20 protein-coding genes are annotated in these 23170 nt (G+C 68.0%); 8 read left to right on the forward strand and 12 right to left on the reverse strand.

Annotated features, from left to right (window positions below; genetic code table 11):
- The first annotated feature begins 95 nt into the window (after positions 1 to 95).
- Positions 96 to 4058, forward strand: coding sequence for a DNA-directed RNA polymerase subunit beta' (locus ACWDU4_RS13655; RefSeq protein ID WP_450114442.1), 3963 nt, complete (start codon positions 96 to 98; stop codon positions 4056 to 4058).
- A gap of 68 nt (positions 4059 to 4126) precedes the next feature.
- Here the strand turns inward: ACWDU4_RS13655 and ACWDU4_RS13660 are convergent, their stop codons facing one another.
- Entirely contained in the window at positions 4127 to 4345 is a 219-nt protein-coding gene (locus ACWDU4_RS13660) for a hypothetical protein (protein WP_450114443.1), read from the reverse strand.
- Positions 4346 to 4403: 58 nt separating this feature from the next.
- Positions 4404 to 8411: a hypothetical protein gene (locus tag ACWDU4_RS13665; RefSeq protein ID WP_450114444.1), complete on the reverse strand. Its 4008-nt coding sequence runs from the start codon at positions 8409 to 8411 to the stop codon at positions 4404 to 4406.
- Between the two features lie 147 nt (positions 8412 to 8558).
- Here ACWDU4_RS13665 and ACWDU4_RS13670 point away from each other — a divergent pair, with 147 nt between their 5' ends.
- Positions 8559 to 9725, forward strand: coding sequence for a response regulator transcription factor (locus ACWDU4_RS13670; protein WP_450114445.1), 1167 nt, complete (start codon positions 8559 to 8561; stop codon positions 9723 to 9725).
- A 121-nt stretch (positions 9726 to 9846) separates the two neighbouring features.
- A complete protein-coding gene (locus ACWDU4_RS13675) occupies positions 9847 to 10050 on the forward strand; it encodes a hypothetical protein (RefSeq protein WP_450114446.1) in 204 nt (67 codons plus the stop codon).
- Positions 10051 to 10062: 12 nt separating this feature from the next.
- Here ACWDU4_RS13675 and ACWDU4_RS13680 read toward each other — a convergent pair whose 3' ends face one another.
- The gene (locus tag ACWDU4_RS13680) at positions 10063 to 11226 is read right to left on the reverse strand and encodes a lipid II:glycine glycyltransferase FemX (protein WP_450114447.1); all 1164 of its coding nucleotides are present in this window, start codon (positions 11224 to 11226) and stop codon (positions 10063 to 10065) included.
- A gap of 329 nt (positions 11227 to 11555) precedes the next feature.
- On the opposite strand from ACWDU4_RS13680, the gene ACWDU4_RS13685 reads away from it, so the two are divergent.
- A complete protein-coding gene (locus tag ACWDU4_RS13685) occupies positions 11556 to 13226 on the forward strand; it encodes a 4Fe-4S binding protein (protein ID WP_450114448.1) in 1671 nt (556 codons plus the stop codon).
- Between the two features lie 3 nt (positions 13227 to 13229).
- Here ACWDU4_RS13685 and ACWDU4_RS13690 read toward each other — a convergent pair whose 3' ends face one another.
- Positions 13230 to 14000 carry an acyl-[acyl-carrier-protein] thioesterase gene (locus ACWDU4_RS13690; protein WP_450114449.1) on the reverse strand — a complete coding sequence of 257 codons (771 nt, stop codon included), beginning with the start codon at positions 13998 to 14000 and terminating at the stop codon, positions 13230 to 13232.
- Between the two features lie 110 nt (positions 14001 to 14110).
- Positions 14111 to 14605 carry a SixA phosphatase family protein gene (locus ACWDU4_RS13695; RefSeq protein ID WP_450114450.1) on the reverse strand — a complete coding sequence of 165 codons (495 nt, stop codon included), beginning with the start codon at positions 14603 to 14605 and terminating at the stop codon, positions 14111 to 14113.
- A 283-nt stretch (positions 14606 to 14888) separates the two neighbouring features.
- Between ACWDU4_RS13695 and ACWDU4_RS13700 the strand changes: the two genes are divergently transcribed.
- The gene (locus ACWDU4_RS13700) at positions 14889 to 16421 is read left to right on the forward strand and encodes a DHA2 family efflux MFS transporter permease subunit (RefSeq protein ID WP_450114451.1); all 1533 of its coding nucleotides are present in this window, start codon (positions 14889 to 14891) and stop codon (positions 16419 to 16421) included.
- 88 nt (positions 16422 to 16509) lie between these two features.
- Here ACWDU4_RS13700 and ACWDU4_RS13705 read toward each other — a convergent pair whose 3' ends face one another.
- Positions 16510 to 16956: a PaaI family thioesterase gene (locus ACWDU4_RS13705; RefSeq protein ID WP_450114452.1), complete on the reverse strand. Its 447-nt coding sequence runs from the start codon at positions 16954 to 16956 to the stop codon at positions 16510 to 16512.
- Between the two features lie 125 nt (positions 16957 to 17081).
- On the opposite strand from ACWDU4_RS13705, the gene ACWDU4_RS13710 reads away from it, so the two are divergent.
- A complete protein-coding gene (locus ACWDU4_RS13710) occupies positions 17082 to 17456 on the forward strand; it encodes a hypothetical protein (protein WP_450114453.1) in 375 nt (124 codons plus the stop codon).
- Positions 17457 to 17468: 12 nt separating this feature from the next.
- On the opposite strand, the gene ACWDU4_RS13715 is transcribed toward ACWDU4_RS13710, so the two are convergent.
- Positions 17469 to 17678, reverse strand: coding sequence for a PLDc N-terminal domain-containing protein (locus tag ACWDU4_RS13715; protein ID WP_450114454.1), 210 nt, complete (start codon positions 17676 to 17678; stop codon positions 17469 to 17471).
- A gap of 83 nt (positions 17679 to 17761) precedes the next feature.
- Positions 17762 to 18367 (reverse strand): class I SAM-dependent methyltransferase, encoded by a 606-nt coding sequence (locus ACWDU4_RS13720; RefSeq protein ID WP_450114455.1) that lies wholly within the window; start codon positions 18365 to 18367, stop codon positions 17762 to 17764.
- 163 nt (positions 18368 to 18530) lie between these two features.
- On the opposite strand from ACWDU4_RS13720, the gene ACWDU4_RS13725 reads away from it, so the two are divergent.
- The gene (locus tag ACWDU4_RS13725; protein WP_450114456.1) at positions 18531 to 19772 is read left to right on the forward strand and encodes an acyl-CoA dehydrogenase family protein; all 1242 of its coding nucleotides are present in this window, start codon (positions 18531 to 18533) and stop codon (positions 19770 to 19772) included.
- A 22-nt stretch (positions 19773 to 19794) separates the two neighbouring features.
- On the opposite strand, the gene ACWDU4_RS13730 is transcribed toward ACWDU4_RS13725, so the two are convergent.
- Positions 19795 to 20865, reverse strand: a complete 1071-nt coding sequence (locus ACWDU4_RS13730) for a class I SAM-dependent methyltransferase (protein ID WP_450114457.1) — start codon at positions 20863 to 20865, stop codon at positions 19795 to 19797.
- Positions 20866 to 20940: 75 nt separating this feature from the next.
- Positions 20941 to 21402, reverse strand: a complete 462-nt coding sequence (locus ACWDU4_RS13735; protein WP_450114458.1) for an SRPBCC family protein — start codon at positions 21400 to 21402, stop codon at positions 20941 to 20943.
- A 108-nt stretch (positions 21403 to 21510) separates the two neighbouring features.
- On the opposite strand from ACWDU4_RS13735, the gene ACWDU4_RS13740 reads away from it, so the two are divergent.
- A complete protein-coding gene (locus tag ACWDU4_RS13740) occupies positions 21511 to 21981 on the forward strand; it encodes a DUF309 domain-containing protein (protein WP_450114459.1) in 471 nt (156 codons plus the stop codon).
- Positions 21982 to 22110: 129 nt separating this feature from the next.
- Here ACWDU4_RS13740 and ACWDU4_RS13745 read toward each other — a convergent pair whose 3' ends face one another.
- Together ACWDU4_RS13745 and ACWDU4_RS13750 are read right to left on the reverse strand one after the other, a co-directional pair.
- On the reverse strand, positions 22111 to 22251 hold the full coding sequence (locus ACWDU4_RS13745) for a hypothetical protein (protein WP_450114460.1): 141 nt from the start codon (positions 22249 to 22251) through the stop codon (positions 22111 to 22113).
- Positions 22252 to 22755: 504 nt separating this feature from the next.
- Positions 22756 to 22893, reverse strand: a complete 138-nt coding sequence (locus ACWDU4_RS13750; RefSeq protein ID WP_450114461.1) for a hypothetical protein — start codon at positions 22891 to 22893, stop codon at positions 22756 to 22758.
- Positions 22894 to 23170: the final 277 nt, after the last annotated feature.

Raw genomic sequence — 23170 nt, forward strand, 5'->3', positions numbered from 1 at the left:
AGCCGACCCGGTGGGGAGCGTGAGCTCCCCGCCGGGGCCCGGCAGCAATAGCGAACTAGCAGCAATTTCAACCCGAACAGGGGAAAGGAAGTTACGTGCTCGACGTCAACTTCTTCGATGAACTCCGTATCGGTCTCGCCACCGCGGAGGACATCCGGCAGTGGTCCTACGGCGAGGTCAAGAAGCCGGAGACCATCAACTACCGCACGCTCAAGCCCGAGAAGGACGGCCTCTTCTGCGAGAAGATCTTCGGCCCCACCCGGGACTGGGAGTGCTACTGCGGCAAGTACAAGCGCGTCCGCTTCAAGGGCATCATCTGTGAGCGCTGCGGCGTCGAGGTGACCCGTGCGAAGGTGCGTCGTGAGCGGATGGGCCACATCGAGCTCGCCGCCCCCGTCACCCACATCTGGTACTTCAAGGGTGTGCCGAGCCGCCTCGGCTACCTGCTGGACCTGGCGCCGAAGGATCTCGAGAAGATCATCTACTTCGCCGCGTACGTGATCGTCGGTGTCGACGACGAGCTCCGCCACAACGAGCTGTCCACGCTCGAGGCGGAGATGGAGGTCGAGAAGAAGACCATCGCCGACCAGCGCGACGCCGATCTCGAGGCCCGCGCCCAGAAGCTCGAGGCCGACATCGCCGAGCTCGAGGCCGAGGGCGCAAAGTCCGACGTCCGCCGCAAGGTCAAGGACGGCGGCGAGCGTGAGATGCGTCAGCTCCGCGACCGCGCCCAGCGTGAGCTGGACCGGCTCGAGGAGATCTGGACCACCTTCACCAAGCTGGCCGTCAAGCAGCTGATCATCGACGAGAGCATCTACCGCGAGCTCGTCGACCGCTACGGCGAGTACTTCACCGGCGCGATGGGCGCGGAGTCCATCCAGAAGCTGATGGAGAACTTCGACATCGATGCGGAGGCCGAGAACCTTCGCGAGACGATCCGCAGCGGCAAGGGTCAGAAGAAGCTTCGCGCGCTCAAGCGGCTCAAGGTCGTCGCTGCGTTCCAGCAGTCCGGCAACTCGCCCATGGGCATGGTTCTCGACGCCGTCCCGGTGATCCCGCCGGAGCTGCGTCCGATGGTGCAGCTCGACGGTGGCCGCTTCGCGACCTCCGACCTCAACGACCTGTACCGCCGCGTCATCAACCGCAACAACCGCCTCAAGCGACTGATCGACCTCGGCGCCCCCGAGATCATCGTCAACAACGAGAAGCGGATGCTGCAGGAGTCCGTGGACGCGCTGTTCGACAACGGTCGTCGTGGCCGGCCGGTCACCGGTCCGGGCAACCGTCCGCTCAAGTCGCTGTCCGATCTGCTCAAGGGCAAGCAGGGCCGGTTCCGTCAGAACCTCCTCGGCAAGCGCGTCGACTACTCGGGTCGTTCGGTCATCGTCGTCGGCCCGCAGCTCAAGCTGCACCAGTGCGGTCTGCCGAAGCTGATGGCGCTCGAGCTGTTCAAGCCGTTCGTGATGAAGCGTCTGGTCGACCTGAACCACGCGCAGAACATCAAGTCCGCCAAGCGCATGGTCGAGCGTCAGCGCGCCCAGGTGTGGGACGTCCTCGAAGAGGTCATCGCCGAGCACCCCGTGCTGCTCAACCGTGCACCCACGCTGCACCGCCTCGGCATCCAGGCCTTCGAGCCGCAGCTCGTCGAGGGCAAGGCCATCCAGCTGCACCCGCTCGTGTGTGAGGCGTTCAACGCCGACTTCGACGGTGACCAGATGGCTGTGCACCTGCCGCTGTCCGCGGAGGCGCAGGCCGAGGCCCGCATCCTGATGCTGTCGTCGAACAACATCCTGTCGCCGGCGTCGGGTCGCCCGCTGGCCATGCCGCGTCTGGACATGGTCACCGGTCTGTTCCACCTGACCCGTCTGGACGAGGGTGCGACCGGCGAGCTGACCTCCGCCACCTCGGAAGCTCCCGAGCAGGGCGTCTACTCCTCGCCCGCCGAGGCGCAGATGGCCGTCGACCGGGGTGCGCTGAAGGTGCAGTCCAAGATCAAGGTGCGCCTGACCACGCAGCGTCCGTCCAAGGAGATCGAGGACGCGCTGTTCGGCGACGAGGGCTGGAACTACGGTGACGCCTGGGTCGCCGAGACCACCCTCGGCCGCGTGCTGTTCAACGAGCTGCTCCCGGCGGACTACCCGTTCGTCAACGAGCAGATGCCGAAGAAGCGGCAGGCGACGATCATCAACGATCTCGCCGAGCGGTACCCGATGATCGTGGTCGCGCAGACCGTCGACAAGATGAAGGACACCGGCTTCTACTGGGCCACCCGCTCGGGCGTCACCGTGTCCATCTCGGACGTTCTGGTGCCGCCGGAGAAGGCCCAGATCATGGAGTCCTTCGAGGCGCAGGCCGATCAGATCGAGAAGAAGTACCAGCGCGGCGCGCTCAACCACGCCGAGCGCAACAGTGCTCTCGTCAAGATCTGGTCCGAGGCCACCGACGAGGTCGGCAAGGCCATGGAGGCCCACTTCCCGGACAACAACCCGATCCCGATGATCGTGAAGTCCGGCGCGGCCGGCAACATGACGCAGGTTCGGTCGCTGGCCGGTATGAAGGGCCTGGTGACGAACCCGAAGGGTGAGTTCATCCCGCGTCCGATCAAGTCCTCCTTCAAGGAGGGCCTGACGGTTCTCGAGTACTTCATCAACACGCACGGTGCTCGTAAGGGTCTGGCCGATACCGCTCTCCGCACCGCCGACTCGGGTTACCTGACCCGTCGTCTGGTGGACGTCTCGCAGGACGTCATCGTCCGCGAGGTCGACTGTGGCACCGAGCGCGGCATCATCACCACGATCTCGGAGAAGCAGCCGGACGGCTCGGTCATCCGCGACGCGCACGTCGAGACCTCGACGTACGCCCGCACCCTGGCCGCCGACGCGGTCGACGAGAACGGCAACGTGATCGTCGAGCGTGGCCACGACCTGGGCGACCCGGCGATCGACGCGCTGCTCGCCGCCGGCGTCACCGAGGTGAAGGTGCGCTCCGTGCTCACCTGCACCACCGGCACCGGCGTTTGTGCGACCTGCTACGGCCGCTCGATGGCGACCGGCAAGCTCGTCGACATCGGCGAGGCCGTCGGTATCGTCGCCGCCCAGTCGATCGGTGAGCCCGGTACCCAGCTGACCATGCGTACGTTCCACCAGGGTGGCGCGGCCGGCGCGGCCGACATCACCGGTGGTCTGCCGCGTGTCCAGGAGCTGTTCGAGGCCCGCGTCCCGAAGGGCAAGGCCCCGATCGCCGACGTCACCGGCCGGGTGCAGCTCGAGGACGGCGACCGCTTCTACAAGATCACCATCGTCCCGGACGACGGTGGCGAAGAGGTCGTGTACGACAAGCTGTCCAAGCGTCAGCGTCTGCGCGTGTTCAAGCACGACGACGGTTCCGAGCGCCTGCTGGCGGACGGTGACCACGTCGAGGTCGGCCAGCAGCTCATGGAGGGTGCTGCCGATCCGCACGAGGTGCTGCGCGTGATGGGCCCGCGCCAGGTGCAGATCCACCTGGTCAACGAGGTGCAGGAGGTGTACCGGAGCCAGGGTGTGTCGATCCACGACAAGCACATCGAGGTCATCGTGCGCCAGATGCTGCGCCGCGTGACGATCATCGATTCGGGTGCGACGGAGTTCCTGCCCGGTTCGCTGGTCGAGCGTGCCGAGTTCGAGAACAGCAACCGTCGCGTCGTCGCCGAGGGCGGCGAGCCGGCGTCGGGTCGTCCGGTGCTCATGGGCATCACGAAGGCCTCGCTGGCGACCGACTCGTGGCTGTCGGCGGCGTCCTTCCAGGAGACCACTCGCGTGCTGACCGACGCGGCGATCAACTGCCGCTCGGACAAGCTGATCGGTCTCAAGGAGAACGTCATCATCGGCAAGCTGATCCCGGCCGGCACCGGCATCAACCGGTACCGGAACATCCAGGTTCAGCCGACCGAGGAGGCGCGCGCCGCGGCCTACGCCGTGCCGTCGTACGACGACCAGTACTACAGCCCGGAAGGCTTCGGCCAGGCGACCGGCGCTGCGGTTCCGCTGGACGACTACGGCTTCGGTAGCGACTACCGGTAAGCGTTTCGCGCAACAGCCGAACGGCCCCGCACTCGATCGCGAGTGCGGGGCCGTTCGGCGTTCCGGCGCTATGTGGGGTACGGGCCGGGAGCCGTCCCGTACGCCGGGCGGGCCTGCCGGCGCCGAGCCGCCTTCACTCTCGCCCGGGTGACACGGGCCGCGTCCCGGTTGCGTTCGCGGGCGGTCCCGGACACCGCCGCCGCGTAGAAGTCCATCGAACCGTCGCCGTTCAGGCCGAGTACGAGGACGACGCACAGCACGGCAGCGGCGACGAAGAGAACCGACATTCGAATCACCCCTTCTGGGGTTCGGGTGCGTCACATGCGTGGTGGTGGGCTGCAGCGGTCAGACCGACACCACGGCCGGCTGGCCGCCCGGTGCGCCGGTGACTGCGTACACGGCGGCGTCGGCGTAGTCGGTGACGTACAGCGTGCCGGTGCCCGGATCGACGATCAGGGATCGGTAGGGTCCGTAGAACTCGGAAGTCGAACTGTCCGGGTCGGTCACGAACGTCCCGAGGACGGCGTAGTTCGAGGCGTCGACCACCGAGACGGTCCGCCCGTCCGCGCCGGAGACGTAGAGCAGTCGGCCGTCCGCGCTGATCGCCACGTTCTGTGCTCCCTCGGGCAGCCGGACCGCCGCAAGTTGGGTCCCGTAGTTGGCACTGGACCGGTCGACGTCGATCACCGCGACGACCTCGTATCCGCCCGTCACACGCCAGAGCCGTCCGGTGCTGTCCTGAATGAACGATCCGTTGGAGTAGCCGCCGCTGGCGAGCTCCACAGTGCTGACGTGGTAGGTGGCATAGGCTCGCGTGCCGGTCGCGTTGACAGCGACGCTGCTCGTGACATCCGTGAACTCGCTGCTCGAGCGGGTGAGGTCCCACGCGGGCCCGACGCTCACGGTGCGGATCGCTGTCATGGATTGGGTGTCGATCACGGTGACGGCCGCGCCGTTCGTGCCGTACAGGCGACTGCCGTCCTTGCTGACGGCCAGGTCGGTGAAGGTGCCGAGGGGTCGCGAGATCACGACGGTGTTGGTGGCTGTGTCGATCACGGACACGGTGCCGTCCTCGCCGCTGGTGTACAGGCGAGTGCCCGCGGCGTTCACGGCCATCTCCTGCGCCAGGCTCATCCCCTGGAAGTCGGGGTCGGTGGGAAGCAGGAGCGTGTCGACGACCGTGCCTGTGGTCGTGTCGATCACCGAGACGGTGCCGGTGTAGGGACTGTTGACGTACACCCGGTTGACCAGCGGGGAGGCCGCGATGTTCGACGACGCCCAGTCGACCGCGATCGACGACCCGACGACCTGGCCGCTGTTGCGATCGATCACGCTCACCGAGCCTTCGTCGCTCACGACGTACAGCCGGTCTCCGGCGAGCACCGCTTCGCTCGGACCGCTTCCCACTGCTGTTTCCCTCGAATCTACGGTGAACGTGCCTGTGGCCGCGGCCGGTGAGATCGGGACGGTGACGGCGACGTTGGTCACGTACTGGCCGTCACCGACGGTGAGGGTGACTGTGTCGGTGTGCGCTCCCGGCGTCTGCCGGGCGAGGTCTCGGGTGGCCTGAGTCGGGGTGTAGACGAACGCTCCGACACCGGCGGTGACGACGGAGCCGGATGCCGGTGAGGCATAGGTGACGGTGACCGGGTCGCCGTCCGGGTCGGGCGGGATCGTGATCGTGACCGCGCCGTCGGAGGCGCGGGGAGTGCCGACCGTGGATGCCGCGGACGGCGCGGAGTTCACCTGGGTGAGGGACAGTGCCAGCGCCCGGCCATCGGCCGCGTCGGTGACCAGCCACCGAGTGCCGTCGGCGTTCTTGACGATGCTGTGCGCGCCGGCCTCCGGAGACGTGTCGATGCCGATATCGGACACCACGGCGCCGGTCGCGGTATCGATGACCCACAACCGATCGGAGTCCGTCACCACGTACGCCGCGCTGCCGTCGGAGGAGAAGCTCACGGCGGTCGGACGGGCTCCGACGGCGACGGTCTTGGCGACGGTGTTGCTGACGGTGTCGATGACGGCGACCTTGCCGGTGCCGCCGAGGGTGACGTACGCGCGTGTCCCGGTCGGGTTGACGGCGACGGCGTTGGGTGAGGTGCCGGTGCCGATGTTGACGGTCGTCAGGACGGTGTTGTTGGTGGTGTCGATGACGGCGACCTTGCCGGTGCCGCCGAGGGTGACGTACGCGCGTGTCCCGGCCGGGTTGACGGCGACGGCGTTCGGGGCGGTGCCGGTGCCGATGGTGACGGTCTTGACGACGGTGTTGTTGGCGGTGTCGATGACGGCGACCTTGCCGGTGCCGCCGAGGGTGACGTACGCGCGCGAGCTCTTCGGGTTGACGGCGACGGCGTTCGGAGTGGTGCCGGTGCCGAAGGTGACGGTCTTGACGACGGTGTTGGTGCCGGTGTCGATCACCGACAAATTTCCGCTGCCACTGTTGGTCACGTAGACCTGTGAGCCGTCCGTCTTCGCGGCGACGGCGGTCGGTGAGGTTCCGATTCCGACGGTCACCGTACGGATGACGGTGTTGTTGGAGTCCAGTACGGACACGCTCCTGGAACCCGGGTTGGCCACGTACGCGTTGGTCTTCGCGAACGCGGCTCCGGCCGGGCCGGAGCCCACCGCGGCTGGCGACTGCGTGAGCTGCATCCGGGCCGCCGATACCGGTACCTGCACGGTCACCGGTGTACTGGTCTGCCCGGAGGTGACGGTGACGATGAACGAGTCGTAGTCCGCACTCGGGTCCAGCGCCGCGGCCTGCCGCGCGGCGGAGGTCGGGGTGTAGGTGAAGGTGCCGGTCGCATCGACAGCGGCCGAGCCACGGCTCGGCTGACCGGTGATCGCGTAGCCGAGCTGGCTTCCTGCCGGGTCGATCGTTCCGCTGACCTTCCCGGTTGTGCGGTCCGGAGCCCCGACGACCGGCCCGGTTGCGGCGGTGACAGCCAGTGTCGTACCGGCGGACAGGTCGCTGCCGAAGGCCGTCGCCATCGTCCTACCGGCGGACAGGTCGCTGCCGAAGGCCGTCGCATCCGCGGCTGGGTCGCCGAACGACTCGACCGGTTGGCTCGTGGTCACCTGAGCGGCGGCCAGGCCCCGGTTCGCGTCGGTGGTGACGGCCGTTTCCTGTCGCCGGCACCATGCCGCGGCCAGCGCCACGAATGTCGGTGACTCGATCGGCGCGAGCGGGTCGTTGGACAGGTGCGGGCTCAGCCCTACGGCTCCCAGGATGCTGGACACGACGCGGGAGGCGGTTTCCGCCGCCTCCGAGGGGGTCGGGACGGCCGCGGCGATTGTCTGCACGGCCTCGCTCCCGTGTGCCTGCCGCGACAGGGCTGTCGAACTCAGGGCCGTCGGCGCGTCGAGCGTGGCGCCGGCGGCCGGGGATGCCCCCGGCAGCCCGAACAGCCCTGCCGCCCCCGGCGGCACGCGGATGCCTGCCGGTCCCGGCAGCCCCGCAAGGGCCGCCTGCGCGTTCGGCGCGGGCCCCCGCATGGCCGGGTTCGTTGCCACCGCGGCCGGGCTGGGTTCCGTGCCGGCCCGGGTGTCGGATTCCGTGCTCGCCTGGTCCGCACCCACGGCGGTCATCGACTCCGGCCCGCCGGCTCCGGCCGTGTTCGTGCCGTCCGTGTCCGCGCGCGAGTCCGAGGTCGGTGCCGGTGCCGGTGCCGACGGTGCGAGTGAGTTGAGGCCCGAGGAGTCGGCACGTTCAGCGGGTCCGGCGCTCTGCGCGTTCCCGGTGCCGGTGTTGTCGACGGCGGTGTTGTCGATGGCGGCCTGGCCCGCGATGGCCGCATCCGGTCCCGCAGATCCAGCTCCGTCGGCGACCGCGTCGGGGGCCGGTGTGCCGCCGTCCACGGTCTGGCCGGATGACCCGGCGGGCGCTGTCGAGGCGTCCGGTGCAGTCCTGCTGGTGTCGATGTTCGGGGCGGATTCGTTCGTCGTATCGTCGGTGGATTGCCCGGTTGCGGGGCCGATTCCCGACGAATGCGAACCGTCTCGTGTCGAGTTCGAGTCGCTGCTGTCCGACGTGCGGTCGTTCGAGTTGCGGTTCGACGGGCTGTCCGAGGTGCTGTTGTCCGAGGTGCTGCTGTTCGAGTGGCTGTTGTCCGACGTGCGGTCGTTCGAGTTGCGGTTCGACGTGCTGCTCTGCGAGTCGCGGTGCGACGTACGATCGGCCGACCCGCTGTGCGCCGACGTGCCGTCCGAGGAGCCGACGCTCGACGACGTGCCCGAGTCGTTGTCGGCGGGGGCGGCAGCCGCTACGCCGACCGGTGCGGCCACGGCAAGTCCGATGCCCAGCGTGACCGCCAACTCGCCGATGTACGCGAGGTGCTTTTCGTTGCTCACGATAGGTCCAATCCTCGTCGGCGCCGCAGTCCCGTTCGAGGGTCACTGTGTCGCCGTCACAAGAACAAGCGTGGTCGGCGCAGCGGCCACGAGACCATCCCGCGAATCTGGGATTGTGACCGGAAGGGACGGGCGTACGCTTCAGAGGTGACCGGAGATGCGTGGTCGCACGTCAGCGACGGCATCGAACGGCTGCGTCATCGTCGCCTGACCTGGGTGGATTTCGGTGCGGCCGCCGCTGAAACGCTCTCCGGAGGTCTCCGATTCGACGCGTTCTGCGTCCACACCGTCGACCCGGGAACGATCTTGTTCACCAGCAGCATCAACCGTGGCGTCCAGTGCTCGGGATCCTGGCTCGCGCACCACGAGTACGCCATCGACGACGTCAACCAGTGGAGATACCTGGCCCGCAGCGGAAAGATCGCCGGCTCGACGAGTATCGACACCGGCGGTGACCTGTCCCGGGCGACTCGGTACCGCACGCTCGAGGCGTACGGGTTCGGCGACGAGCTCCGCGTGGCGCTGGTCGCCGACGGAATCTACTGGGGTGCCGCAGCATTCCTGCGCCACTCGGACCGGCCCGCGTTCACCGAGGCCGACGTCGGGAAGCTGAAGGCGCTGGCGCCTTCCCTCGCCGCCGGAATGCGGCGGGCGGTTCTGGGCGAGCCTGCATCGTTCGCGACGACGGACCTCGACCATGGGCCGGGAGTCGTCGTGCTCGACGAGCACGGCCGAATGGAGTCGATCTCGCCGGCGGCCGAGCGCTGGATCGCCGAATTCGTCGAGGAGCCCACGCCCGTGCAACCGTCCGAAGCCAAGGTGGTACAGGCGATCGCCGCCCGAGCACGCGCGATCCCGGTGGGCGCCGACCCGGTCGAGCGCGCGGCCCGCGTCCGCGTCCGTACCCGCAGCGGGGTGTGGCTGCTGGTCTACGGCACCCGGCTGACCGGCAACCGTGGGTCGGCACGAACGGCGGTGATCATCCACCCCGCCACTCCGCAAGATGTCGCTCCGGTGATCGCGCTGTCCTACGGCCTGACCGATCGTGAGAGCCAGGTGGCGATGCACTGCGTTCAGGGCCGAGACACCCGAGGTATCGCCCACACGCTCGCCCTGTCGCCGTTCACCGTTCAGGATCACCTCAAGTCGATCTTCGCGAAGACCGGCGTCCACAGCCGAGGTGAACTGGTCGGCCGGATCTTCCTGGATCACTACTGCACTCGGTGGGAAGCTCCGACGCCCGAACCGCCCGGCCTGCGCGTGCTCGGCCTCAACCCGGTCCACAACCAGGTCCATCGGGCGGCCCGTGAGTGAGTTCCACGCCGATGCGGTGAAGGTTGCGCATGGGGGAGTGGGGGCGTTTCACGTCTATCGTTGGGGACGAACCGGACATTCGGCTCCGGCGCAGCGAGAGCGAACCTGAGGGAGCGGTGTGATGGCGGGCAAGGGAATCGACCGGAACAAGACACAGGCGGCACTGGAGACGGTCAAGGAAAGCCCGGCAATCGCCGCGATCGTCGCCGCGCCGGTGGTGATCGGTTTCGGTGTGCTGTGGTGGGCGATCGGATTCTGGCCCGCGCTCCTCGCGGTGATCGTGGTCGCGGCCGTGGTCGTGGGGCTTCGCAAGTTCCTCGGGTGATCGGTGGTTCCGTCAGCGGAACCAGGCGAGGTCGGGGTTGGTCCGTACGGTCCGCCCGGTGATCCGCGCGAACAGCTTCGACCGGTGGAGTCTGACTGCCAGGCGCTCCGATCGGTACATGAGCCACGCCGGAATTCGGCGGACCGGCACGTCGTAGCACCCGATGTAGTCCGTGACCTCCTTGTTGAAACTCAGCTTGAACTGTCCCACGCCGTACAGCGGGTGCTCCGTGTCGTCGATCGTCGCCGACGACGGCGAGCCGTACATGTCGTAGCGGGTGCACCCGCCCTCCCGGGCCCAGCGCATGATTTCCCACTGCACCGCGTGCCCTACACCGTGGGCGCCCAGCCCGTTACCCTCCGAGCTTCCCGGATCCTTCCGGACGGACGCGCCGGTCAGGTACAGCGCGCTTTCTCCGAGCCTCATCGCGTAGGCGCCGGCGACGATCCTTCCCTCGTGACGGGCGAAGAACAATTGCCCGTTACCCGCCGCCTGGAGCTGCTGGTAGGAGCCGGTGGTCGCAGCGAGATTCATGATCGAGAACCGCTGATCCGCGGTGGCCTGCAGGAGTTCGTATTTGAGTCGGCAGTTCTCGTCGGTGGCCTCGACCCGTTCGACGACAACGCCGTCGCGGGCCGCACGCTTGATCCACCGCCGCGCGCGCGTGCTGAACCTCCCGAGCACCTCCTCGTCGGTGCCGCTGATGTCGACCAGCACCGTGTGATCGGTGGTCCAGGAGATCGTGCGCCGGAGTCCCCGGCTCTCGAGGTGGCGCCGGACCGTGTCGTCCTCCCTGATCTGCGGGTCGACGCGAACGGTGAAGATCCCGTTCTCCGCTGCGAGTGCGACCAGGGCGTCGGTGACAAGCAGCAGGTCGTCGACGTCGCTCACGCCCGGCCCGGGAATCTGCCAGAAGGAGCCGAGGCGTGGAACCCGCACCTGGGCCGCGGTCACCGCGAGGTCGTCCACGAACAGGTAGACCGGTGTGTGGCCTTGAAGCCGCAATGACTCGGCAAACGCGTGACTGCGGAAGACGGAGCCCTCGTCGGGATTGCGGACGACGAACTCGTCCCAGAGTTCGATCTCTTCGGGAGTGGCGAATCGCGCCCGAGGGTTCCCCGATGTGGGTGTCGAGTGCTTATATAGTTCGTGCTGCGAACTTTCGTTCCTGGTCACCGTCGAACTCCCCCGGTCTCGTTCGACCCACCTGGGCAGCCTCGGTCGTGCGTCCATGGCAGATGGGCCAGAAAACGGGGACATCGTATGGCGCGGAGCGGTCCGCCGCCCGGCGAACCGGCAAATGTGTCGCAATTTCACCTTTCGGGCGCTTTGGTGCACGCGCGCCCGGTGGTACCCATGGTGAGTCGTCCGGTGTCGCAGGCCGTCGCGGATCGTCGGTGGCGTTGTCGAAAAACTCGGCCGGTCAACCGTGGATTCTCGGTGACTCTGCTTGCGTTGCCCGGGTATTGTTGCGAGAACAGGTTCTAGTTTGGAGGAGATCGACAGTGGCGTTCGTGATCACTCAGCCTTGCTGCAACGATGCCAGTTGCACCGAGGTGTGCCCGGTGGACTGCATCCATCCGACGCCGGACGAGCGGGCGTTCAAGACCACCGAAATGCTATACATCGACCCCGAGACCTGCATCGACTGCGGTCTCTGTGTGGACGCCTGCCCGGTGAACGCCATCTTCCGCGACGACGACCTGCCCCCGGGGATGGAGCGGTACGCGTCGATCAACGCCGACTACTTCGCTGCCGTTGACGTCGAGGACGCGGCCCCCGGACCGTCGCTGAAGTTCCCCAAGACCGACCAGGACCCGTTCCGGGTCGCGATCGTCGGCTCCGGTCCTTCCGGCTTCTACGCGGCGCGGGAGTTGCTGGCGCTCAAGCGGTCCGGGATCGAGGTCGACATGTTCGACCGACTGCCGACCCCGTGGGGGCTCGTGCGCGCCGGTGTCGCGCCCGACCATCCGGAGACGAAGGCCGTCACCGACCTCTTCGCCGAGGTGTCCCGCAGGCCGGGGTTCCGCATGCACCTCAACGTCGAGGTCGGCAAGCACATCACCCACGCCGAACTGCTCGAACACCACCATGCGGTGCTCTATGCGGTTGGCGCGCCCAGCGACCGGCACCTCGGCATCCCGGGGGAGGACCTGCCCGGCAGCCTCGCCGCGACCGAGTTCGTGGCCTGGTACAACGGCCATCCCGACTATGCCGGACGGGAATTCGATCTGACCGGTACGCGAGCCGTCATCGTCGGCAACGGCAACGTCGCGCTCGACGTGGCGCGGTTGCTGGTCGTCGATCCCGACACCCTCGCCAAGACCGACATGGCGCAGCACGCCGTCGAGGCACTGCGGGCGAGCTCGATCGAGGAGGTCGTGTTGCTCGGCCGCCGCGGGCCCGCGCAGGCGGCGTTCACGAACCCGGAACTGCTCGCGCTCGGGTACCTGCCGGGAGTCGACATCGTGGTCGATCCAGCGGAACTCGAACTCGACGACGTCAGCGCCGCCGAGGTCGAGGGCAACCCGGCGAAGAAGCTCAAGCTCGACATCCTGCGCGAGTACGCAGCCCGCCCCCTGGCCGGTCACCCCAAGCGAATCGTGTTGCGGTTCCTGGCTTCCCCGGTCGAGGTGCAGGGCGCCGACCACGTGACCGGGCTGCTCGTCGCCCGCAACGAAATGGTCGCGGACGAGTCCGGCACGATGCGCGCCCGCAGCACCGGCGACACCGAGCTCCTCGAGACCGGCCTGGTGCTCAGGTCCGTCGGCTACCGCGGGGTCCCCGTCCCGGACATGCCGTTCGACGAGGCGCGGGGCACCATCTCGAACGTCGGCGGCCGCGTCACCGAGGTCGGCACCGACGTGCCGGTCGCCGGTACCTACACGGCGGGCTGGATCAAGCGGGGGCCTTCGGGTGTCATCGGCACCAACCGGCAGTGCTCGCACGACACCGTCGCGCTGATCCTCGAAGACCTTGCGGCAGACCGGTTGAACCCGCCGAAGGGGGACCGCGACGCGCTGGTGGCGCTGCTCGCGGACCGGCAGCCCGACGAGGTCGACTGGGCGGGCTGGAAGCTGATCGACGCCCGCGAACGCGAGCTCGGCAAGGCTGCGGGCCGGCCCCGAGTCAAGCTGCTCGACGTCGGCGAGATGGTGTCGATCGCAAAGGGGTGACCCTCACGGGCATGTGACGGAGACGTCGAGCCGGGCCATCCGCGCGGTGGCCCGGCCGACGCCATCGACAAGGAACCACAGCGTCACCGAGTCCGCGTCCTCGCGCCGCCTGACGACCAGGTGCTCGCCGGAGGTGATCGGGGATCGGTACTCGATCACCAACCGGTGCGGCCCGGCCAGCAGATCGGGGCGCGTGATCGCGTGGTCCTCGACGGCATGCAGGTACGCGGCGTTGTTGACGTGCTCGAGGGGGTCGAGGTCCGTCGACCGCAGCGGGAACGGGGTGTCGGTGCCGTCGTCGTCCGGCATCGGCTCGTCGAGCCAGGACTTCCACTTGAGCCGGTTCTCGTCCGTGTGGCTGCCGAGCAGGGCGAGGGTGCCGTCACTGATCCGGGTCGGCATCCCCGTGTCCGGGTTGATGTTGATCCAGAATCCCTCGGTCTCGATCCGGGCACCGCCCTCGCTGCGGAACTGCACACGCATGTTCGACCAGCGCGTGGAGTAGGCCGAGCACCACCGGCGCAGGTGCATCCGGTCCGGCCACAACGCGGGGGTGAGCACGTCGATCACCGTGCGGCGCAGGATCCAGACGGGATCGGAGTCTCCGAATCCGCCGGCGTCGACATTGTCGGAGGCGATGTCCTGCAGGTACCGGGCGATCCCGTCGAAGCGGAGCCGGTTGTCCGGGGCGACGTCGCCGGTCCGAACCGGACGGGACGTGGCGAACAGCTCGCCGCGGGCGGGCGGAGGGGCGAGCGGCTGATCGAACGGCAAGGCGGGTCCTCTCCTGGGGTGGGCGCCGGGTGCGCCCCAGTATCGCCGAACCATCGCCCACCCCGGTGGAGTGGTGAGGCACCGCCTCGTGACCTTTGTGAGGCGCCGCCTCAGCGGGGGACGTGAAACGCCGTCAGGGTCGCCCCGGCGGCGTGGATCCCAGACCAGGCGTCGGTGACGGAGAGGGTCGCAAGCGCCGAGGTGGGGAACTTGTCCGAGATCCGGTCGGCGTATCGCGACCTCGGGTCGAGTGCCATCGCCGCGCCAGGAATGCCGGGGTCGTGACCGACGACAAGCAGGGTGCGGACATCGGTGTCGGCGCAGGCGATCTCGTGCAGCACCTGCGCCGGTGTCGCGCCGTAGAGCAGGTCGCTGTACCGGGTCGGTGCGTCGATACCGGTCGCGGCGAGGGTGAGACGGGTGCGGGTGGCGGTCGAGCACAGCACCGCGTCGACCGGCGGTTGGGTGCGCCGGATCCAGTCGCCGGCGAGGGCGGCCTCGCGTCGACCCCGCCGAGCGAGTGGCCGATTCTGGTCCCCGATGCCGTCGGGATACGCGGACTTGCCGTGGCGCATGAGGATCAGGGTGCGGACGGCGTCGGCCATGAACTGCAGCGTAGCCGCGCAGGGGAACGCCCGGGTGTACGGCAATATTCGGTTGCCCGACGGGCCGGCATCGTGATCGGATCGACGGGCTGGGTGATTGCCCTCACAAGTGTTCGCGTTTGGGTGGCGGTGTGCGTCATCGTTGACACTTGCCTTGTGTCACGAGGTGCGTGGATTCACCGGGTCTCGGTCGATCATCACCCACCCGTTCCGGCACGCCAGTTCTGCCAGTATCACTCGCGGGCGAAGTCCGCCGAGCCAATCGCAATTGTCAGGAGACCTCATGACGACGCCGACACCTCCGGGAGCCCCGGCGGCCTCGGACAAGATCGACGGCGCAGTTCTCAAGATCGCCAGCGTGGTGGTGCTCGGTGCCATCATGTCCATCCTCGACGTCACCGTCGTGTCGGTCGCGCTGCCGACCTTCATGCAGGAATTCGACGCCACCTACGCGACCGTCGCCTGGACGATGACCGCGTACACGCTGGCGCTGGCGACCGTCATCCCGGTCACCGGGTGGGCGGCCGACCGGTTCGGCACCAAACGGCTCTACATGACGGCGCTGGTGCTGTTCGTGGCGGGTTCGGTGCTGTGCTCCATGGCGTGGAACATCGAGTCCCTGATCGCGTTCCGCGTGGTTCAGGGTCTCGGCGGCGGCATGCTGATGCCGCTCGGCATGACGATCATGACGCGAGCCGCCGGCCCGCAGCGGGTCGGCCGGGTGATGGCCGTGCTCGGCATCCCGATGCTCCTCGGTCCCATCTGTGGACCGATCCTCGGCGGCTGGCTGATCGAGGCCGCGACCTGGCACTGGATCTTCCTGATCAACCTGCCGATCGGCATCATCGCGCTGATCGCGGCGTTCGTGCTGCTGCCCTCCGACAACCCGCAGCCGTCGGAGTCGTTCGACTTCCTCGGCATGCTGCTGCTCTCGCCCGGTCTGGCGCTGTTCCTTTTCGGTGTGTCCTCGATCCCCGAGACCGGGACCGTCGCGTCCGCTCGCGTTCTCGTCTCGGCAGTCGTCGGCCTGGTGCTGGTGATCGCGTTCGTGTTCCATTCGCTGCATCGCGCCGATCACCCGCTGATCGACCTGCACCTGTTCAAGAACCGCAACCTGACCATCGCAGTGTGCACCTCGAGCCTGTTCGCGATCGCGTTCATGGGCGCCGGCCTGCTGTTCCCGAGCTACTTCCTGCAGGTGCGCGGTGAGACCACCCTCGCGGCGGGCCTGCTGCTGGCCCCGCAGGGTATCGGAGCGATGGTCACGATGCCGATCGCGGGCAACCTGGTCGACAAGATCGGCCCCGGCAAGATCGTCATGTTCGGTGTCGCGTTGATGTCGGTCGGCATGGGTGTCTTCACCCAGCTCGGTGCCGACACCCCGTATCCGCTGCTGCTCGGGGCGCTCTTCGTGATGGGTCTCGGCATGGGCTGCACGATGATGCCGATCATGACCGCTGCGATGCAGACGCTCACCGATCAGACGGTGGCCCGCGGTTCGACCTTGATGAACATCGTCCAGCAGGTGGCCGGTTCGATCGGCACCGCGACGATGTCGGTGGTGCTGACCAACCAGATGCTCGATCGGGGTCTCGACACCAAGACCGTTGCCATGCAGCATGTGCCGGAAGTTGCCGCCGCGCAGCCTCCGGGCATGGCGGAGCAGATTCTCGGTCAGGCCGCGGACGCGTTCGGCAACACCTTCATGGTCGCGCTGGTGCTACTGCTGCTGACGCTGATTCCGGCGTTCTTCCTGCCGCGCCGCAAGCCGGCCGCGCCCGTCGAGGGCGAGTCGGCGCCGATGATGATGCACTGACGTAACCCGCGCCGCGCCCGTTCCCCGCTGTCGCATTCGGTCACCTCGAGTGGCCCGATGTGACAGCGGGGAACTGTGCGTTCGGGGGTCACTTCGCCGTCCGGCTCCGGTCGATCAACGCGGCGGATCCCTGCGCGGCGGCGCACAGCGTGGTGCCGTTCGGGCCCTCGACGTACACCTCGCATCTGCACAGCGCCTGCCTGCCGGTGCCGGTGACGACGCTCGCCTCGGCTCGCAGCAGCGTGCCGACGGCGGGACGCAGGTAGCTGATCGTGAACCCGGAGGTGACGATGCTCGGTCCGAGCACCGTGCCCGCCGCGAAGGTCAGCGCGTTGTCCGCGGCGTACGACAGCACCCCGCCGTGCACGAAACCGTGCTGCTGCAGCAGCTCGGGCCGGATCGGGATCTCGAGGGTGGCGATGCCCTCGGAGTACTCGGTGACCCGGGTACCGAGGAGGACACTGAACGGTTGCGCCGCCAGGACCGCGGCCGCGTCGGTGAGAACAGGGGGCGGGACGTCGTTGCGACTGTTCACGGCCGCGATGATGCCACCACGGCGCGGTCGAGGTTGGGCGTGGCGCCGCAATCCTGTCGGTGCCCGGCGTTAACGTCTAACGCAGCGGAACCGATGTGGGAAGCACACACGGAAGAAGGCGCACCATGGCGACCGTACCCACGCCGACCGAAGCCCGACTCGCTGCCGGCACCTCGACTGCATCCGCGACGGAGGGCAGTGACTGGGCCTTTTACGCCGTCGTCGGCACCTCGGTCCAGGGTGGTCACACCCTGGCGCGCTTCGGCCCGGAACGGACTGCTCTCGGCGCGCTGCGGTTGGCGGTGCAGTCGGTCAACCACACCGCCTACTCGATGCTCGAACAGGGCGTTCCCGGCGACCCCTGTGCCGACCCGCGCCTGCTGGAACGGCTGCCCATCACCGACTTCAGCATCGAGCGGCGTCGTCCCGGCAGTGCCGAACCCGACATGACGTGGGGGCTGACGGGCGGTCGGCACCAGCGACGGCGTCGGGCCGCCTGAGTTCGCGGGCCGTCAGGCGCGGCGACGCCCGTAGACGAAGTATGCGATCGGGCCGAGGAAGTTGACGAACGACGCAGCCGTCCACGCCTTCTTCGACCCGCGGATCGCGTTCGGGTCGCGACGGCGGATGTCGAGCAGGGCGGCACCGGTCAGTGCGATCTGGATGGCGGCGGCGACCGCGATCGGGACGCGGAGGCGGGGATTGAGGGGCTTGCGGCTCATGGCCTCAGTATCGTCGTTCGCCGGTGCGGTCGCCGAGCGCAACACGCGACCGCTTTCCGAATCCGACCCGGGATCCCGGCCTGTCACTCGGTGCGGGTCAGGTGGTACCACCGGGGTGCGGCGCTGCGCAGTGGGCGGGGAAGCTCGGTCGGGTCCGACGCCTCGTCCTTGTCGAGTGTCCAGTGGGTGAAGGTCCGCGCCACTTCCGCGTGACTGACGCCCGCGGGGACCGGACCGCGCCGGCCCGGACTGAACGCGAACATCAGCAGGTGCGCGCCGGGGTCGGTGACGGCGGTGACCTCCCGCGCGTAGTCGAGGCGCTGCGAGTGGGTCAGCCCGTGGAAGCATCCGACGTCGAGCACGAGGTCGAATGCGCTACCGGCGAAGGGGCCCAGTCGGGTGGCATCGCCGACGAGGAACGTGACGTCCACCTTTTCGGCGGCGGCCTTGCGGCGGGCCCGTTCGACGGCCGCATATACCGCGTCCACGCCGGTCACGTGCCAGCCGCGGCCGGCGAGTTCGATCGAGTGGTCGCCGGTGCCGCATCCGACGTCGAGGGCCCGACCGGGCTTGCCCGACCGTTCCTCGTGGTCCAGGTGGTCGCCGAGTTCGCGGCGAAATCCGGCTCGCGGGTGTTCCCACGGTGTGATCCGGAGTAGGTATGCGAGCGTGTATCCCAGATGGTTCATTGTGGCTCCCGACCGCATGGGCGCCGATGTGGCCGTCGCCCGAGTGCAGTGTGCGCCGGCGGCTGCGCCGCTGTCCAGGGCGATCTCGGCGACACGGAATAAGAACGTGTTCTATATTTGCATCGTCTGCGTTCTTTACCCGAAAACACTTGGAGTTCACGACATGTACGAGTGGTCCGACACCGACCTGATGTTCCGCGACGCGCTGCGTGGCTTCATCGACAAGGAGATCAAGCCACACGTCGACAAGCTCGAGAGCGGTGAACTGCCTCCGTTCGGGATCATCCGGAAGATGTACGCCACCTTCGGCATGGACGAGATGGCGCGGGAGGCGCTCGACAAGGCCTTCGCGAAGGAGGAGGCGCGCGAGCGCGGCGAGACCGTTGCCGAGTCGGGGGAGAAGGGCGGCGGGTTCAGCGGCGCCGGCAGCATGGGCGTGATCCTCAACAGCGAACTCGCGGGTGTGAGTCTCGGCCTCGTCGCGTCGATGGGTGTGAGTCTCGGCCTCACCGTCGGCACGCTGCGCAGCCGCGGCACCCTGGCGCAGAAGAAGCGCTGGCTGCCCGAGCTCGTCACCATGGAGAAGGTGGGCGCGTGGGCGATCACCGAGCCCGACTCCGGCTCGGATGCGTTCGGCGGCATGAAATCCTACGTCCGCCGCGACGGCGAGGACTACATCCTCAACGGCCAGAAGACCTTCATCACGAACGGGCCGTACGCGGACGTGACCATCGTGTACGCGAAGCTGGACGAGGGGGACGCCTCGGTCGATCGCCGGGACCGCAAGGTCCTCGGCTTCGTGCTGGACAAGGGCATGGAGGGCTTCACTCAGAGCGCTCCGTTCAAGAAGATGGGCATGAACTCTTCGCCCACCGGCGAGCTGTTCTTCGACAACGTCCGGATCACCAAGGACAGGCTGCTCGGCGAGACCGAGAACCCTGCGAAGGGTGACGGCAAGGAGAGCGCGAAGGAGTCGTTCGCGGCCGAGCGCATCGGCATCGCGTCACTCGCACTGGGCATCATCAACGAGTGCCAGCGCCTGTGCATCGACTACGCCAAGAACCGCAAGCTGTGGGGCAGGGAGATCGCACAGTTCCAGCTCATCCAGCTCAAGCTGGCCGAGATGGAGGTTGCGCGCCTCAACGTGCAGAACATGGTGTTCAACGCGATCGAACGCACCGCGGCAGGCAACAAGGTGACGCTCGCGGAGGCGTCGGCGATGAAGCTGTATTCCTCGCGCGCGGCCACCGAGGTCGCGATGGAGGCGGTGCAGCTGTTCGGCGGCAACGGTTACATGGCCGAGTACAAGGTGGAGCAGCTCGCGCGGGACGCCAAGTCGCTGATGATCTATGCGGGCAGCAACGAGATCCAGGTGACCCACATCGCCAAGGGGCTTCTGGCCTGAGGGTGCCTCCGGCCGGCCGCCTTCAGTCGGTCAGCCGGTAGAAGCGCCAGAACCCGAAGTTCTCGATCGGGAGGACCTCGAAGCCGGTGAACCCGGCCGCGGAAGCGTAGTCGCGCAGCGTGTTCGGCCGCATCACGGTTCCGGTGCCCGCGCTCGGCGGATGACTCATGCCGTCGGGAAGGCAGACGAACAGGCTGAAGCCGTACATCAGGCGTTCGGTCTCGTCACCGGGAGCGGTGAACTCCTCCGCGACGGCCTCGTCCATGACGACCACGCACCCGCCGGGCCGCAGTGACCGCCGCGCAGCGGTGAGGACGGCGACCGGGTCCGGCATGTCGTGGACGCACTCGAACGCGAACACCGTGTCGAAGGCCGCGCCCGGCAGCTGCGCGGCGTCCCCGGTGTGGAAGGCGATCCGGTCGGCGACCTCAGCCGGGACGTTGCCGGTCGCCATCCGCACCGAGGGTTCGTCGACGTCGTATCCGTCGACGCGCGCGTCGGGGTAGGTGCGGGCCAGCGTGATCGTGGACCAGCCGCCGCCGCAGCCGATGTCGGCGATCCGGGTTCCGGCCCGGCGCAGCTGTGAGTCGAGGTCGGGGACGGATTCGAGCGCGCCCGGCAGCTCCCGCTCGTACCAGGGCCGGTTCATGTCGGCCTGGGATTCGCGGGCATCGCCGCCGAACTGCGCCCAGCCCACGCCGCCCCCGTTGCGGTACGCGTCGAGCAGGGCGGGAAGCTGGCCGGCCGCGCCGGCGAACATCCGGGCGAGTGGAGCCAGGTAGGTGAGGCTGGTGGTGTCGGTCAGCACTTCCGCGGCGGCGGCAGGCAGCGTGAACCGGCGCGGGCCGACTTCGCTCACCTCGGCCTCGAGAAGCCCGGTCACGGCCTGTTGTTCGAGCCACTCGCGGGTGTAACGGGGGTCGGTGCCGGTCCGGGCGGCGAGGTCGTCCGCCGTTGCCGGGCCGTCCGAGGCCAGGTTGCGGTACCAGCCGAGCCGGTCGCCGAGGTAGATCGCAAGCAGATCGATGGTCCCGAGAGACGCGTCCAGCAGGCGCTGCGCGAGTAGGTCGGTGGGAGACACGGTGGTGGACACGGGTGGCCCTCCTTCGATCACGGGAGCGGGATCGGTGTCTCCATCGTGGTCCCCCGCAACGGCGGTGTCACCGCCTCAGGACCGGCGTGCGCCCCTGTCGAGTTCCTCCACCAGGGCCCGGAGCGTGGACTCGGTGTGGGCGACGGCGGTGCCGACTATCGGCTCGACGATCTTCGCAAGGGCCCTGCCGAGCAGGCCGCCGGGCAGCGTGTAGTCGAAGTCGACGGCCAGTTCGGTGTGACCGTCGTCGGTGGGGGAGAAGCGCCACGTCGACCCGTTGCTGATGCCGTCCACGGATTCGAGGCGGATCAGCCGGTCCTGCTCCCACTCGGTGATCCGGACCCGTGAGTGCAGTGCCTTCGGGCCGAGTTGCATCGTCGCGTCGAAGGTGGCGCCGAGGCCCTGGTTCTCCACGCCGACGGGCGCGAAGCGCGTCACCCCGAACATCCAGCGGGGGACGTTGCGGTAGTCGTCGACGTACGCGAATCCGGTGCCGACGGGGGCCTTGGCGACGGCGGTGCGGTGAATGTGACCCATGATTCTCCTCGAGTGGCCAGGTCCCCAGGGACCTGTTACCGACAGTAACGGATACATGCTCGAGTTGGGTGCAGGTTGGACCGGGCGATGTGCGCATAGGGTGGAACGGTGGAGCAGCGCGAACGGGACGAGAAGGGCAGGCCCCGTAACGAAAGGCCCCGGGACGGACTGGGTCGCCCGCTGCCCCGTGGGGCGGTTGGCGTCCCACGCGCGCCCGAGGGTCTGATCCGTACTCCGTCCGACACGGTGGCCGAGGCGCAGCGACTGTTCGACGCCGGGATGCCGTTTCACGCGCACGAGGTCCTCGAGGATGCCTGGCGGTCGGCGCCGGAGGCCGAGCGTTCGTTGTGGCAGGGGCTCGCGCAGCTCGCGGTCGCGCTCACCCACTTGCGTCGGGGCAATCAGAAGGGGGCGCGGACCCTGCTCGCGCGCGGGAGCAATCGAATCAGGCCGTTCGCGGCCGATCCGCCCCACGGACTCGATGTGCGTGGACTGCTCCAGTGGTCGAACGACGTGCTGCTCGTGCTGGATTCCACCGGGTCCGGCGATGCCGTTTGCGGCCCGCGCCTGGCCAGCTGAACCCGGTCGGGGCGACGCCGGACGGCGAGGGCTCGGAGGGGCGCGGCGTGGGCGGCGGATCCGATCCCGAACAGGTTCACCTACCGGGATCGGATTCCGCCACTCGATCACGAAATGATTGCGGGAGCCCTAGCTCAGGCTGACGCCGAAGCTGCCGAGGCTGCCGAAGTTGAGCTCGAATCCGGTCGGGCTGAAGCTGCTTCCGATTGCCTGGGAGTTGATGGGCTGCACGCCCATCAGGTCGTGGACGATGTTCTCGAGCGATCCCATGTTTGCTCCTGAGGTCGAGGTCCGATGTGACGCCCCGGGTGAGGGGCGCACCAGTTCTACCGCACCCTGCAGCCCGGCGGATCGGATTTCCGGTAGGGGGTGTTCTGGTTCGACTCGATGAAAGTTCTTGGTGTTCAACGCTATTCGATTTGATCGACTCGGGGAATGCGAAAGGCCACCGGCGTCAGCCGGTGGCCTTTCGGAGTGCTTCGCTTGCGTTACTCGGACGACAGGCCGCTGGTCGAGCCGCCGTCGCCGGAGCCGCTGGAGATGCTGTCGAGCGCGTCGAACACGATGGCCAGACCGCCGAACAGGTCCGCGAGATCAGACGAGAGCATAGTTACTCCTGGTTTGCTGGTGCCTACTTGGTGGACGCCTGGACAAGCGTTCGGCTATTTGTACACGACGAGACCTCATCGTGACCATGCTTTCCGGCGGAATCCTGGCTGATGTCCGCCGTTCGGCCGACATTCGCTGCGGTTTTCGTCGCGGCGCTGCGGTGGGTCAGCTGAAGAAGCTGGCCGAACCGAGATTCAGGACGTAGCTGGGGGTGGTGTCGACGTCGACCTCGGTGTTGGCGTCGGACTCCAGTAATGACGCAATGAGCGAGGTCAGGCCCGGCAGGGCTGGGATGACAATCACACCGTCTCCTCTGTGTGTCGGCGGGAAGTATTCGTGTCGGCGCGGATAGTACCGTCAGCTGCCGAAGTCGAGGGTGAAGAACGGAAGACCCACGCTGCTTCCGGTGTCGGCGGCGGCGGCGATGTCGCCGTCGGTGAGCAGGCTGGAGAGTGCGGTGATCGGATCGAGCATGGCTCACTCCTGGGGTTCGGTGGTGTGTGTCTGCGCCCGGGGTGGCGCCGGTCTGTTGTACAGCAAATCTGCGGCACTCGGAGTCGTTTTGTTGTCACGACAGTTG

Source organism: Rhodococcus sp. NPDC003348 (assembly GCF_053589375.1).